Genomic DNA, 13,426 nt, shown 5'->3' with positions numbered 1-13,426 from the left:
CGAGGCGGCCTCAGTGAAGGTTTTCCGCGTCGTTGATGTAGAGCGAGGTCAGCAGCGCAAAGACATAGGCCTGAATTCCCGCGACAAGGATTTCCAGCGCGCTGATCGCCACCATCAGGATGAAGCTCGGCACGCCGACCAGTGCGCCAAGGCCAAGGCCCGCGCCCCCGCCGGCGATCACGAAGCTTGCCAGCACCTTGAGCAGCACGTGGCCCGCCATCATCGCCACGAACAGCCGCAGTGCGAGGCTGAAGGGGCGCACCATGAAGGACACAAACTCGATCGGGGCGATGAAGATCGCCATCAGAAACGGCGTGTCCTTGGGAACGAACAGCGAGAAGAAGTGGAACCCGTGCTTGGCGAAACCGACGATCAGCACGATCGAGAAGCTCATGATCGCCAGCACGCCGGTTACGGTGAAATGGCTGGTGAAGGTGAAGGCATGAACCCCGGGAATCACGCCGACCGGCACCAGACCAAGCAGGTTGCCGAACAGGATGAACATGAACAGGGTGAAGATATAGGGCACATATTTGCGCCCGGCCTTGCCGATATTGGCTTCGAGCATGTCGTCGATGAAGCCGGTCATGCTTTCGACCGCCATCTGCCAGCGCCCCGGCACCAGCTCGCGCTTCATGCCGCCCGCGACAAAGACCCAGACGAGGACAGCGGTCAACGCCATCCACAACGCGGAATTGGTGAACGCTATGTTGAACCCGTCAGCAAGTTGCCAGTCAGACCCCAGCAGGGGCTCGATGGTGAACTGCTTCATCGGATCGACCTTGCCTTCTTCGGCTGCCACGGTGTGTCGGTCCTCAAATGTTTCACATGAAACGCGCCCCAAACGGAGCCTAAGGCGGGTCAAACAGGGGTCTAACCCTCTTTATCCTGCCCTTCGGACGGCTCTGCGGGACGCGTATTCGCCGCAAGGATGATGCTTCTGAAGGCCGACGCCGTCCCGAGGAACAGTCCGGTCAACAGGCCCCAGGGCGCGATCCCGGCCAGCGCATCCACTGCGAAGCCGATCACCAAGCCACCGATGATCCCGCCGAGGAGGTTGGCCAGTGCACGGTTGCCGCTGCGATAATTCGCGTCGGCCCCCTGCACCTTCGGCCGGTTGCGCTGTTCTTCGCGCTCGCGTGCGGACTTTAGCCGCGCTTCGAGCGCATCAATCCGCGCATCCTCGTCGATAGGTTCTCGGGCGGGTTTCTCATCGCTCATGCCATGCTCCGAAAGGGGAACGACAAGGCACGCGCAACAAGGTTCCCGCCGAGGGCGCCGCCCCCTTAGAAGGGGGGCACAAACGTGTCAACATGGGGCGGGGTTTGTTTGTGCAGTTGCGAACCTTTGTATTCTGCACCGCCTCTGCGATGCGAAATCCTCGCTCAGACTCCCTTTGAGCGCGTCGCTGCTTGCGGTGACTGGCGAGGCCGATGCATCACCAGACCCGGGGTTTGGAACTGTTCCGGCCCGTCAAAGGGCGGGCCGCAAGGGCGACCGCCCGCCCGCAGGTGCGCCCGCGGAGGCAGGCACGCAAAACATCAGGGACAACGCGGATCCCGGGTGGGAGCAGCGGCCGTCCGCGTCTGCCAGCTGCCATCGGGCGCACGATATTTCTCCCCCGGCGCGGTGCGGGCGATTGCCTGACACCCCGCGGTCAGCGCATAGGCTTCAAGCGTTGCGTTGTTTTCCTTCGCCTTTTCGGCATAGACCGCGCGGCGCTTGATATTGATGTTGTCGACCAGCCGCTGCAAGGCAGGATCAGCCGCGCCGACAATGCCGAGATAGCCATCGGGCTGTTCGCCAACCTTGCCCGCGCCGCGTGCCGCAGCATAGGCGGGATCGCGCTGGGCCAGCGCCGGGCCGGCCACCAGACCAAGCGCCGCCAGTGCGGTAATCCCTGCAAGCATCGAACTGCGCATCATCATTCCTCCTCAAGAAAACCAGACTAACCAAGCCTCAAGTAGCGAAGCGGTAGGCCCTCCAAACAAATCGCCCCTCAAGTAGCGAAGCGGTAGGTCTTCAAAAAATATCCGCGTTCTCGTCAATCGTGTTGGCCGCGTCCTCGGCCAGACGGTAAATCACTTCCTGCCGGATGTTGATGTTCAGCTCGATCACGATCGGCTGATCGGGCGCGGCGATATTAATGCAGCCGCCCAGCCCTGCCGAAAGGATCGCCGCTGCTGCCATCATGGCCCCGGGCTTTCCATATCCTCGCTGTGCCATCCGCGCCTGCCCTCCCCGCAAGATGCCGGCGGGTGTGGCAGCGCGCAGTTGCGCGGTCAATTCGCAGTGGTTCATGGCTGGTCTTCGCTTTCAGGAGGTTGAACGGATTTGCCCGAAGGGGCTGAAAGAGGCGAAACGGGATTGGCGGGAACGAAACGGCCACCCTCGACCTTGATCAAACCGCGATCGACCGGATTGCCGATGGCATCGATGTCCCAGAACGAACGCACCATCATCGCCAGCTCGTAGAAATTTTCCGATCGTACATTGACCTTGAACCGGATCGGCAGGCGGGAAATGCGGCGGGTGACGAAGTTGCGGCTAGTGCCCTCGCCCTGCCGCACCCCGTCGAAATCGAAATTGGTGATGATCTCGCCCGCCAGCCTGCCATTGAGCCCGACGCTCATCTGCCGGTAATCGAGCGAGCGCAGCGCCGAGAAGGCATAATTGCCCATCGTGCCAAGGTCTTCGTAGGTCAGCTCGCCGATATAGGCGACATTGCCGCCGCCTGCCCGGCTCAGCAGCAGTCCGCGTTCGATCCGGCCATTGCCGTTGGCATCGAAGATGATCGGCACCGTGCCATCAAATGTGCCGGTGGCGGAAAGGTTGGTCAGTTCCATTTCGGCCACGAAGGTCGCGGCATCAAGACCGATGAGTTCGAAGATGTAACGGCGTTCCTCGGGCTGCGAGAAATCCATCATCAGCGGGCGCATCACCAATTGCCCCCCCATGAACGGGAAGCGCGCATCATCGAGCCGCAGCAGCGTGCCCGCCTCGATCGCAAAGCGCAGCTGGCCGGCCAGCACTTCAATACCGGGGTTGATCGCATCGATGGTGACAACTTGATCGGGCGCGGTGGTGAGGTTGACGAGATCGGTGAAAACCACCTGTCCCTTCAATCCGCGCACCGGGCCAAAGGGCGCGGCGAAATCGAACCTGTCGCTGGCAAAGGTGCCGCTGCTGGTAATGTCGTCGCCGGTCCAGTCGATCCGGCCCTTGCCGGTCACTGTCCCGTTGGCAAAGACAATCAGATCCTCGGCAAGATAAGAGAGGTTTTCAGGCTGCAGCCCTTCATCGAAAACAAGGCCCGGCACGCCAAGCCGCGCGCTGCCTGCGGCGCTGGCAAGATCGTGGTCGATCGTGACTTCGGCCACCAGCCGGTCGGAGGCCGGATGGCGCAGCGCGGCGCGTGCGCGGATGGCGTTATCGGCCAGCGTCATTGTCGCTCCGCGCACGGCGAGCGGAACGAAACGCGCAGCCCCCTCAGGCGGACGGTCGTTGAGGATGAAGGCGCCTTCGTCCACGCGCAGCACGCCGTCGGCGAATGACCAGCGCGCCGCCAGCGCGCCAAAATCGAACGGCATCGCATCAAGCCGCGCCGCCCCGCCAGCAAACGCGCCGCCGATCGGCCCCACAAGGCTGCCGTCAAGGCTGGCAGCGGTGAACCGCGCTTCGCTGCCCGGTGCGCCGATGCGGGCGGACAGCCCTTGTGCAAGGAACGGCGCGGGATAACGCAGCGCGAGGCTTTCGGCCGCAAGCCTTGCCGGGCTATCCCCCAGCTTGCCTGTCAGCACCATTGGCCCGCTGCGGGCGGCCAGTGTCAGACCATCGGCATAGGCCAGCATTGGCGCGCTGCCTTCCGGGCAAAGCGTCAGTTCCTGACCTGCCAGTTCCAGACCCGACAGCGCCAGCGACTTGAACCGCAGCGGCATGCAGCGCGTCCCCAGCATCAGGCCGCCAGCCGCAGACCAGCGCCCTTCGAGCGGCAGGTCGATCCCGTTCACCGTCCCGCCCGGCAGATCGCCGCTGGCGGTCACCAGCCCTTCAAACCGCAGCGCGCCGCTGCGCTCCTGTTGCAGGCTCAGGCGCGGGATCGCCAGCCGGTTTGCCCCGGCGCGATATTCGGCCATTGCCATGCGAAGAACCCAGCCCCCGTCCGCGCCCTGCTCCATCCGCCCGTTGATCGAAGGCAGGCCCGCACCGCCGACCAGCAGATTGCCGCGCAAGCCCGTAAGCCCGCCGTCTGCCACCCCGGCGCTGACCTGCGAGAGCGCCAGCACCCGTTCGCCCGCGCGGCTGGTCAGCGCGGCATCGGGGATGATCAGCGCCAGCTCCGCCGTCTTGCGGCGCATGATCGCATCGACGGCAAAGCCCGCACCATCAAGCGCCTGCGACAACCCGCCACGCGCCTTGGCGACAAGCGCGGCGATCAAGGTTCCTTCAAGCCCGCGTCCGGCTGCCGCAAGCTGATCGCCCAGCGCCGCATCGGCAGCCAGTCCCTCGCCAGTCAACCGCCCCTGCCATTCGCCCAGCACAAAATCGCTGCCGCCGCGCCATGTCCCTTCGGCGGCCAGCCGCGTAAGCCGGCCCTGCGGCGCGGCCAGCCCGGTCAGCGCCAGATCATGCGCCAGCACAATCCCCTTGTCCGACCATGTCAGCCGCCCGGTTCCATCCAGCGCCGTACCGGTGATGGTGTCCAGCGCCAGCCCCGAACCTGCCACCGCGAAGTCCCCGTCGGCCCCGGCAAAATCGGGCGCAAGGGCGATCTTGGTGCCGATATCAGCGCGCGCCATCCTTGCCCCGCTGCAAGCGACGCCGCCGAGCCGCAGCGGACCGTCAAGCAGCGAGGAGCCGCCGGAAGTCGAGAGCTTGGCATAAAGCGTCGCGCTGTCGGCGCGGCAGCCCTCAATCCCGATCCCCGGCGCGGTCGCGGCCAGCGTTCCTACAAAACCATCATCCAGCTGCCCGGCGCCTTCGATCTTCACGCCGACTGCGCCATAATCGCTGGTCAGCCGCGCCCGCGCATCGTGCAGCACCAGTTCGACTGCGGGCAGCGCCGGCGGCGCGGTGCTGCCGGTAAACACCAGCGGATCGAGCGCTCCGAGGCTGAACCGCCCGGCACGATAAGTTGCATCCAGCCGCGCGCCGTCCACCCGCACCCGCTGCACTTGCGGCCCCTCCCAGCCAACGCCGAGTTCGACCACCATCCGCCGCGCGGTGAGATCGGGCCGCGCCGGATCGCCGACCACGAGATTTTCGATCACCTGCGTGCGCGGGCCGATGGCAATGATGTCATAAGTGGCAGGGACGCCATTTTCGGCGAGGTAATCATCCAGAAAATCGCCCGCGATCCGCTCACGATCAACCCATGTCGCACCGCCTGCCGCCAGCGCCAGCGCGACACCGCCAAGGCCGATTCGGGTGCGCCAGCGATGGGGCCAAAAGCGGCGACGGGCCGCTGGCGGGGAAGTTTCGTCTTGCGTGTCAGGCACCGCCATTATTCCTCACCCTTGCGCGCATCGCTGCCCAAAGGCAATGAGAGAGCAGGGTCAATTCCTGCCGGGGGTCGCATTGCCGGGAGCTGAAGACGGATTCGAGTTTGGTGACGGGCCAGAGCCGGTCGCGGGGGCAGGCAAGTCCGCCGGGGCTGGCCATCGCGCCCGCCTGCGCGCGCGCCTGCTGACCGGCGGGGCCGAGGCGCTGGCCGATTACGAAGTGCTCGAATACCTGCTGTTCGCCGCGATCAAGCAGGGCGACACCAAACCCGTGGCCAAGGCGCTGATTGCGCAGTTCGGCAGTCTCGCAGGCGTGCTCAACGCCGATCCCAGGGCATTGCAGCGGGTCAAGGGCGTGGGCGAAACCAGCGCCGCCGCGCTGCTGAGTGTCGCCACCGCCGCCCGCCGGATGACGCGCGGCGAGATCATCAGGAAGCCGGTGCTGGGAAGCTGGCAGGCGCTGATCGATTATCTCACCACCGACATGGCGCATCTGACCGTCGAGCGGGTGCGCATCCTGTACCTCGACACGCGCAACCGCCTGATCGAGGATCACCATCTGGGCGACGGTTCGATCGATGAAGCCGCGATTCACCCGCGCGAAGTGATCCGCAGGGCGATGGATGTCGGCGCGAGCGCGATGATCCTTGTCCACAACCATCCCAGCGGCAACCCTGAGCCCAGCCGCGCCGACATCCAGATCACGAAGCGCATCGCCGAGGCCGGACGGCTGCTGGGGGTGACCGTCCACGATCATGTCATCATCGGGCGCGAGGGGCACACCTCGCTGAGGGCCAAGGGGCTGATCTGATGGTCGCTGCCACGCTGCCGGGACCGCAGATGCAGACCGGACGGGTCGTCTATCGCCCCGAAATCGACGGGCTGCGCGCCATCGCGATCACGCCGGTGGTGCTGCATCACGCCGATCCGGGCATGCTGCCGGGCGGCTTTACCGGGGTCGACGTGTTTTTGGCTATCTGATCACCGCGATCATCGCTGGCGAGCTGGCTGAAGGGCGTTTTGGCCTGTGGCGCTTTTACGAGCGCCGGGTGCGGCGGATCGTGCCAGCGTTGGCAGCGATGCTTGCGGCCACCACGATCACGGGATGGGCGATCCTGACGCCCGAGGATTTCCATCAATTTTCCAAGGCTCTCATCGCAGCATCGGTCTTCGCGGCGAACCTGCAATTCGCGCGCGGCACAGACTATTTCGAAAGTGCCGAGGGTTTGCAGCCCCTGATCCATACTTGGACGCTGGGGGTCGAGGAGCAGTTCTACCTCATGTTCCCGCTGCTGCTTATGGGGGCATCACGCTGGCGCAAGGATGCGATGCTGGTGCTGGTGACGTTGCTCGGGCTGGCGAGCTTCGCGCTGGCGCTGTGGCTGGCACCGCGCTGGCCGGTGGCGGCGTTCTATCTGCTGCCGACCCGGATGTGGGAGCTGATGCTGGGCGCGGCCTGCGCCTTGCTGCCCAAGGCGCCGCGCAAGAACGGCTGGCTTGCCACGACCGGGCTTTGCCTGATTTTGGCCGGGCTCTGGCTGATCGGCCCGGAGACCCCGGCCCCCGGCCCGCTGTTTCTGCTGCCCACGTTGGGCACGGCGCTGATCATCCTGTTTGCGCAAAGCGGCACGGGCGTAGCCCGCCTGCTCGGCTGGCGGCTGCTGGTGCTGTTGGGGATGATCTCTTTCGGCACCTATCTGTGGCACCAGCCGGTGCTGTTCTTCCTCCATTATGTCTGGTTCGGGCCGCTCCCCATGATCGTGACTGTGGCCGGCATTTTCGCCGCGCTTGCGCTGGGGACGGCATCGTGGCGCTGGCTGGAAGAACCGGTGCGCCGACGCCGCGCGCTTGCCCGCCCGGCGCGGCTGGTGCTGGCGTGCAGCGCGGCGCTGATCGTGCCGCTCGCCGCGGGCGGCGCGGGCTATCTGACCGTGCTGCTGCCCCGCAGCGGTGCCGAGGCGCAGCGGCTGGCCGGATTGCGCCCGCCCAATGCCTCGGCGCAGGTGATCGTGCAGGACCGCCGACCACTGTCCTTTGTGCTTTATGGCGATAGCCACGCGGCACAATACTTCGATGCGGCCACCGCACGCTTCGGCACAGGTGCGTTGCTGAGCAATCCCGGCTGCCTGTCTGCGGGCGCTGTGTCGAACCGGCTTTCCGGCGACCCCGAAGGCGCGGCCTGCCGCGGGCTCGCAGCGCGCCTGACAGAACTGGTTGCGGAACGTCAGGTGCGCACCGTAATCTGGGCACAGCGCTGGGAACGCATGCTCTACGCTGATGGCTCCGACGCGCCGCTCGGCACCACCTTCGGCAAAGGCGGGACCCATCTGGTTCAAGCGATGGCGGGGCTTGCGGACACTCTGCCGCCGCAGACCCGCGTCATTATCGTCGGCAATTCGCCGACCGCATGGGCAGCGGGGCCGCTGCTGGAGCACGGCTGGCTTCGCTGCCGCGCGTGGCGCAACGTCGATTGCCCCGACAGCTATCCCGCCGCCCGTGCCGAGGGGCGCGAGGTCAGCGCCATGCTGAGCGCCTTTGCCGCGCGCGACCCGCGCTTCACCTATGTCGATGCGCAAGCGCCCTTGTGCCCCGATGGACGCTGCCTGCTGCGTCAGCACGGCCAGCTCAACTACTGGGACGGGAGTCACATGACCACCCCCGCGGCCGCGCGTGTGATGGCGACCATCGGCTCGGAACTGCTGCGGCCCTGAAACCTGCGCACGGCAAGCGGTGATCTTGCCTTGACCGCCCCCCTTCCCTACCGCTCCGGCCAAACCTGCCAACCGGAGTCGATGATGGTCCCCCGCTATGCCCGCCCTGCCATGACCGCCCTGTGGGAGCCGGAGGCAAAGTATCGCATCTGGTTCGAGATCGAGGCGCATGCGACCGAAAAACTGGGCGAGTTGGGCGTGGTGCCGAAATCCGCAGCCAAGGCGCTGTGGGACTGGTGGGCGACCAATCCCGCGATCGACGTCGACGCGATCGACGCGATCGAGGCCGTGACCAAGCATGATGTGATCGCCTTCCTCACCTGGGTGGCCGAGCAGGTCGGCGACGAGGCGCGCTTCATGCATCAGGGCATGACCAGTTCGGACGTGCTCGACACCACGCTGTCAGTGCAACTCGCCCGCGCGACCGATATCCTGATTGCCGATACCGACGCGCTGCTGGCCGCGATCAAGACCCGCGCGATGGAGCACAAATACACGCCCACGATTGGCCGCAGCCATGGCATCCATGCCGAACCGGTGACCTTCGGGCTGAAGCTGGCGCAGGCCTATGCCGAGTTTGACCGTTGCCGCGAACGGCTGGTTGCGGCGCGCAGGGAAATCGCCACCTGCGCGATTTCCGGCGCGGTCGGCACCTTCGCCAATGTCGATCCGGAGGTCGAGGCCCATGTCGCCGAGAAGCTGGGCCTCGCCATCGAACCCGTCTCGACGCAGGTCATCCCGCGTGATCGCCACGCGATGTATTTTGCCACGCTCGCTGTGATCGCTGGCAGCATCGAGCGACTCGCGGTGGAAATCCGCCATCTGCAACGCACCGAAGTGCTGGAGGCCGAGGAATATTTTTCCCCCGGCCAGAAGGGTTCCAGCGCAATGCCGCACAAGCGCAACCCGATCCTGACCGAAAACCTCACCGGACAGGCCCGGATGATCCGCGCCTATGCCCTGCCCGCGCTGGAAAATGTCGCGCTGTGGCATGAACGCGATATCTCGCATTCCTCGGTCGAACGCTTCATCGGGCCGGACGCGACCATCACGCTCGACTTCGCGCTGGCGCGGCTGACGGGCGTGGTCGAAAAGCTGCTGATCTACCCAGAACGGATGCTCAAGAACCTCGATAGCATGGGCGGGCTGGTCCATTCGCAGCGCGTGCTGCTGGCGCTGACGCAGGCCGGAGTGAGCCGCGAAGATGCCTATGCCCTCGTCCAGAGGAACGCGATGAAGGTGTGGGAATCGGGCGGCGCATTGTCGCTGCTCGATCTGCTCAAGGCCGATAGCGCGGTGACAGCCGCGCTGTCTGCGGCAGAACTCGAAGAGAAGTTCGACCTTGCCTACCACTTCGAGCATGTCGACACGATCTTTGCGCGGGTTTTCGGCTAACTGGACATGGGACGCAAATCGCCTAGGCTTGCCGCACGATTGTGCCAACGGGGGGCAAACCGCCTGTGAAGATCCTGCGTACCATGATCGGCGTGCTCGCCCTCATCTCCTTCCTGATCTTCGCGATCTACAACTGGAAGCCGGTGGAGGTGACGCTGTGGCAGAATCTCGTGATGGAAACCAGGCTGCCGGTGCTGGCGCTGCTCGCCTTTGCCTTGGGTTTCTTGCCTGCCTGGACCTATCATCTGAGCGTCAAGTGGGGACTTGATCGCCGTGTGCGGGCGCTGGAAAACTCCCTGAAGCACACCGCGCTGGCGCGTCATCATGAACCACAAGCGCCCGCCACACCGGTTGCGAGGGGCGTGGACACACCTGTGGATAAATCCGGGACAGGGCCGGGAGAAACGCCCGATCCGCTGTCCCCCGTCGATGCCGGCGGCGAAGGGGAAGGCAGCAAATGAGCAACCCGGTCTATCTCGCGCTTGACGTGCCGCAGCTGGAAGCGGCCAAGGCTTTGCTGGGCAAGGTCAAATCGCATATTGGCGGGGTGAAGCTGGGGCTGGAGTTCTTCTGCGCCCATGGCAGCCATGGCGTACATGAAATCGCGCATCTGGGCCTGCCGATCTTCCTTGATCTCAAATTCCACGACATCCCCAACACCGTGGCCGCTGCGATGCAGGCGATCCACGTCTATGAACCCGCGATCGTCACCGTACACGCCAGCGGCGGGCGTGCGATGATGGAAGACGCCAAGGCGGCGGCGGCAGAAGGCTGCAAGGTCGTCGCCGTGACCACGCTGACCAGCCTCGACGCGAACGATCTGACCGCCACCGGCGTTTACGGCAGCGCCGAAACACAGGTGATGCGCCTGGCCGAACTCGCCCATGCGGCGGGATTGGACGGGGTGGTATGTTCCGGGCAGGAAGTCGGCTTTGTGAAAAAGGCGTGGAAGGACGGCTACTTCGTCGTTCCCGGCCTGCGCCCCAGCGGAAACGGCACTGGCGATCAAAAGCGCGTGGTGACGCCGCGACAGGCGCGCGACAATGGCGCGAGCGTGCTGGTGATCGGCCGCCCGATCAGCCGCGCCGAAGACCCGGAAGCCGCCGCGCGGGCGATCGAGGCGACGCTTTGATCGCAATCGCAGCGGCGTCACCCAAGGATGCCACCGCATTGAAAGCCCTGATCGAAGCCGCCTATCGCGGCTCATCGGCGCGGCGCGGGTGGAACCACGAGGCGGATATTCTCGACGATGAGCGCACCGGCCCCGGTGAGATCGAAGCATTGCTGGCCGATCCGGCGGTTACGATCCTGACCGCCCGCGAAGGGGCCAGGGACAATGAGGCGCTGATCGGCTGCGTCGCGGTGACCTTCAAGGACGCAGCCCTCGCCTATCTCGGGATGCTGTGCGTTGCGCCCGACCTGCAATCGGCGGGCCTCGGACGGCGGCTGCTCGATGCGGCGGAGGAGCATGCGCGCGGCGAAGGCATCGCAGCGATGGAAATGACCGTGATCGACAGCCGCGACGCGCTGATCGCGTGGTATGAACGGCGCGGATACCTGCGCACCGGCGAAACCCGCCCCTTCCCGGTGCTGCGCGATCCGCCGGTGACTTTCGCGGTGCTGGAAAAGCCGCTCGGCCCGGCGTAGGGACGGCCCCATGCCTTCCACCCTTGTCAAGATCTGCGGCCTTTCGACCGCCGAAACCCTGACCGCCGCTGTGCGGGCAGGCGCAGATTATGTCGGGCTGGTGCATTTTGAAAAAAGCCCGCGTCATCTGTCGCTGACCGAGGCTGCGCGCCTGCGCCAATTGGTGCCGCCGCAAGTCAAGGTGGTGGTGCTGGTGGTGAACCCGTCGCCCGCGACGCTGGCCGAAGCGTTACGCGAAGTGCGGCCCGATGTGGTGCAGTTCCATGGGCAGGAAACGCCCGAGGCCCTCGCCCGCTTCCGCTCCGATACCGGCGTCGAAGCATGGCGCGCAATGGGTGTGCGGGATGCCGAATCGCTGGCTGAGGCGGCGCGGTTCCACCGGGCAGCTGACCTTCTTCTGTTCGATGCGCCCGCCAGCGGGTTGCCGGGCGGCAATGGCACCCGCTTCGACTGGAGCCTGCTCGGAGCCTACAAGTCGCCCACGCCGTGGGGCTTGGCGGGCGGCCTCACCCCCGCCAATGTTGCCGACGCGATCCGCCTGACCGGTGCGCCACTGGTCGACACCTCCTCCGGCGTGGAAAGCGCTCCGGGCGTCAAGGACGTGGACAAAATCGCCGCCTTCTGCAAAGCGGCCCAATCCGCCTGACCCCGTTTGCCTCGAGCGTAGTCAAGAGGCCTTCCGCGCAACAAGTGTCTCGACTTCGCTCGACACGAACGGCATTGACCTTCTGATGAACACTCCTCTCAACTCCTTCCGCAACCAACCTGACGAGCGGGGCCATTTCGGCCAGTTCGGCGGACGTTATGTCGCTGAAACCCTGATGCCGCTGGTGCTCGATCTGGAACGCGAATATCGTGCGGCGCAGGCTGATCCCGCGTTTCAGGCCGAGTTCGACGATCTGCTCGAACATTATGTCGGCCGCCCCTCGCCGCTCTATTTCGCGCCCCGGATTACGGAGGAGTTGGGCGGCGCGCAGGTGTGGTTCAAGCGCGACGAGCTCAATCACACCGGTGCGCACAAGATCAACAATTGTATCGGGCAGATCCTGCTTGCCATGCGGATGGGCAAGACCCGCATCATCGCCGAAACCGGCGCGGGCCAGCATGGGGTGGCGACCGCCACGGTCTGTGCGCGGTTCGGCCTGCCTTGCGTGATCTATATGGGCGCAGAGGACGTGGCGCGGCAATCGCCCAACGTGTTCCGGATGAAGCTGCTGGGGGCCGAGGTCGTGCCCGTCACCAGCGGCGGCGCGACCCTGAAAGACGCGATGAACGAAGGGCTGCGCGACTGGGTCGCGAATGTCCACGACACTTTCTACATCATCGGCACCGCGGCAGGCCCGCACCCCTATCCCGAGATGGTGCGCAACTTCCAGAGCGTGATCGGCAAGGAAGCCCGCGCGCAGATGCTATCGCGAACGGGCCGCCTGCCCGATCTGCTGGTCGCCTGCATCGGCGGCGGATCGAACGCGCTGGGGCTGTTCCACCCGTTCCTCGATGATGCTGACGTGAAGATGCTTGGCGTCGAGGCAGCAGGCCACGGGCTCGACGGCGATCAGCACGCCGCCAGCCTGCTCGGCGGATCGCCCGGCGTGCTCCACGGCAACCGCACCTATCTGTTGCAGGACGAAGACGGCCAGATCACCGAAGGCCACTCAATCAGCGCGGGCCTCGACTACCCCGGCATCGGGCCGGAGCACGCGTGGCTGAAGGAATCGGGCCGCGTCGAATACACCGCCGTCACCGATGACGAGGCGCTGGAAGGCTTCAAGCTGCTCTGCCGCACCGAGGGGATCATTCCTGCTTTGGAGCCCTCGCACGCGATTGCCGCCGTGGCGAAGGTCGCGCCGACGATGCCGAAGGACAGCATCATGCTGATGAATCTGTGCGGGCGCGGCGACAAGGACATCTTCACTGTGGCGGAAAAGCTTGGGGTGGAGCTTTGAGCCCCACGCCCTCCCCCGTCTTCCCGGGCTTGACCCGAGATCCCGCTGGTTTTTCCATCCGCGCGGAAGGAAGCTGGACCCCGGATCAAGTCCGGGGTGACGGGAAACTGGATAGAACGTGACTTTGAAGCATCGAAAGCAGGAACTCGGGTCGATCCTAGGGGCGAAACCATCGATTGGGGAACGCATGGTCCGCAGCTTTAACCTCAAGCGAGGGATCTTCCTC

Annotated in this window: 14 protein-coding genes; 9 read left to right on the top strand and 5 right to left on the bottom strand. The window is 65.3% G+C overall.

Annotated elements, in window-relative coordinates; all coding sequences use genetic code 11:
• Positions 1–10: 10 nt before the first annotated feature.
• The 5 genes from BUA05_RS08625 to BUA05_RS08605 form a co-directional block, all read right to left on the bottom strand.
• Complete coding sequence (locus BUA05_RS08625) at positions 11–772, bottom strand: F0F1 ATP synthase subunit A (protein ID WP_072674419.1); 762 nt, start codon at positions 770–772, stop codon at positions 11–13.
• 101 nt (positions 773–873) lie between these two features.
• Positions 874–1,221 carry an AtpZ/AtpI family protein gene (locus BUA05_RS08620; protein WP_072674266.1) on the bottom strand — a complete coding sequence of 116 codons (348 nt, stop codon included), beginning with the start codon at positions 1,219–1,221 and terminating at the stop codon, positions 874–876.
• A gap of 320 nt (positions 1,222–1,541) precedes the next feature.
• Positions 1,542–1,925 carry a YdbL family probable chaperone protein gene (locus BUA05_RS08615; protein WP_086616541.1) on the bottom strand — a complete coding sequence of 128 codons (384 nt, stop codon included), beginning with the start codon at positions 1,923–1,925 and terminating at the stop codon, positions 1,542–1,544.
• Between the two features lie 97 nt (positions 1,926–2,022).
• Entirely contained in the window at positions 2,023–2,193 is a 171-nt protein-coding gene (locus BUA05_RS08610; protein WP_072674417.1) for a YnbE family lipoprotein, read from the bottom strand.
• A gap of 104 nt (positions 2,194–2,297) precedes the next feature.
• Positions 2,298–5,498, bottom strand: coding sequence for an intermembrane phospholipid transport protein YdbH family protein (locus tag BUA05_RS08605; RefSeq protein WP_158093699.1), 3,201 nt, complete (start codon positions 5,496–5,498; stop codon positions 2,298–2,300).
• Positions 5,499–5,541: 43 nt separating this feature from the next.
• Here BUA05_RS08605 and radC point away from each other — a divergent pair, with 43 nt between their 5' ends.
• From radC to trpB, 9 genes are all read left to right on the top strand, one after another.
• Positions 5,542–6,312, top strand: coding sequence for a RadC family protein (gene radC / locus BUA05_RS08600; RefSeq protein ID WP_084662550.1), 771 nt, complete (start codon positions 5,542–5,544; stop codon positions 6,310–6,312).
• On the top strand, positions 6,312–6,482 hold the full coding sequence (locus BUA05_RS14755) for a hypothetical protein (protein ID WP_158093700.1): 171 nt from the start codon (positions 6,312–6,314) through the stop codon (positions 6,480–6,482). Before radC ends, BUA05_RS14755 begins: the two co-directional genes overlap by 1 nt.
• Complete coding sequence (locus BUA05_RS08595) at positions 6,479–8,212, top strand: SGNH hydrolase domain-containing protein (RefSeq protein ID WP_084662549.1); 1,734 nt, start codon at positions 6,479–6,481, stop codon at positions 8,210–8,212. The genes BUA05_RS14755 and BUA05_RS08595 overlap by 4 nt, the downstream gene beginning before the upstream one ends.
• 84 nt (positions 8,213–8,296) lie before the next feature.
• Entirely contained in the window at positions 8,297–9,607 is a 1,311-nt protein-coding gene (gene purB / locus BUA05_RS08590) for an adenylosuccinate lyase (protein WP_072674415.1), read from the top strand.
• Positions 9,608–9,672: 65 nt separating this feature from the next.
• Complete coding sequence (locus BUA05_RS08585; protein WP_072674261.1) at positions 9,673–10,068, top strand: LapA family protein; 396 nt, start codon at positions 9,673–9,675, stop codon at positions 10,066–10,068.
• The gene (pyrF, locus tag BUA05_RS08580; protein WP_072674260.1) at positions 10,065–10,739 is read left to right on the top strand and encodes an orotidine-5'-phosphate decarboxylase; all 675 of its coding nucleotides are present in this window, start codon (positions 10,065–10,067) and stop codon (positions 10,737–10,739) included. The genes BUA05_RS08585 and pyrF overlap by 4 nt, the downstream gene beginning before the upstream one ends.
• Positions 10,736–11,254 carry a GNAT family N-acetyltransferase gene (locus BUA05_RS08575; protein ID WP_084662548.1) on the top strand — a complete coding sequence of 173 codons (519 nt, stop codon included), beginning with the start codon at positions 10,736–10,738 and terminating at the stop codon, positions 11,252–11,254. The genes pyrF and BUA05_RS08575 overlap by 4 nt, the downstream gene beginning before the upstream one ends.
• 10 nt (positions 11,255–11,264) lie before the next feature.
• Complete coding sequence (locus BUA05_RS08570; protein ID WP_072674259.1) at positions 11,265–11,900, top strand: phosphoribosylanthranilate isomerase; 636 nt, start codon at positions 11,265–11,267, stop codon at positions 11,898–11,900.
• An 85-nt stretch (positions 11,901–11,985) separates the two neighbouring features.
• Positions 11,986–13,200: a tryptophan synthase subunit beta gene (gene trpB, locus BUA05_RS08565; protein WP_072674258.1), complete on the top strand. Its 1,215-nt coding sequence runs from the start codon at positions 11,986–11,988 to the stop codon at positions 13,198–13,200.
• Positions 13,201–13,426 lie beyond the last annotated feature (226 nt).

Origin of the sequence: Erythrobacter sanguineus (genome assembly GCF_900143235.1) — a bacterium.
Classification (GTDB): Bacteria; Pseudomonadota; Alphaproteobacteria; order Sphingomonadales; family Sphingomonadaceae; genus Erythrobacter; species Erythrobacter sanguineus.
The sequence above is the reverse complement of the archived record's forward strand: the minus strand, read 5'-3'. Positions and strand labels throughout refer to the sequence as shown.

Coding starts and splice junctions, on each gene's coding strand:
- BUA05_RS08625 (WP_072674419.1), bottom strand. CDS start 772: ATGAAGCAGTTCACCATCGAGCCCCTGCTGGGGTCTGACTGGCAACTT.
- BUA05_RS08620 (WP_072674266.1), bottom strand. CDS start 1,221: ATGAGCGATGAGAAACCCGCCCGAGAACCTATCGACGAGGATGCGCGG.
- BUA05_RS08615 (WP_086616541.1), bottom strand. CDS start 1,925: ATGATGCGCAGTTCGATGCTTGCAGGGATTACCGCACTGGCGGCGCTT.
- BUA05_RS08610 (WP_072674417.1), bottom strand. CDS start 2,193: ATGATGGCAGCAGCGGCGATCCTTTCGGCAGGGCTGGGCGGCTGCATT.
- radC (WP_084662550.1), top strand. CDS start 5,542: ATGAGAGAGCAGGGTCAATTCCTGCCGGGGGTCGCATTGCCGGGAGCT.
- BUA05_RS14755 (WP_158093700.1), top strand. CDS start 6,312: ATGGTCGCTGCCACGCTGCCGGGACCGCAGATGCAGACCGGACGGGTC.
- purB (WP_072674415.1), top strand. CDS start 8,297: ATGGTCCCCCGCTATGCCCGCCCTGCCATGACCGCCCTGTGGGAGCCG.
- pyrF (WP_072674260.1), top strand. CDS start 10,065: ATGAGCAACCCGGTCTATCTCGCGCTTGACGTGCCGCAGCTGGAAGCG.
- BUA05_RS08570 (WP_072674259.1), top strand. CDS start 11,265: ATGCCTTCCACCCTTGTCAAGATCTGCGGCCTTTCGACCGCCGAAACC.
- trpB (WP_072674258.1), top strand. CDS start 11,986: ATGAACACTCCTCTCAACTCCTTCCGCAACCAACCTGACGAGCGGGGC.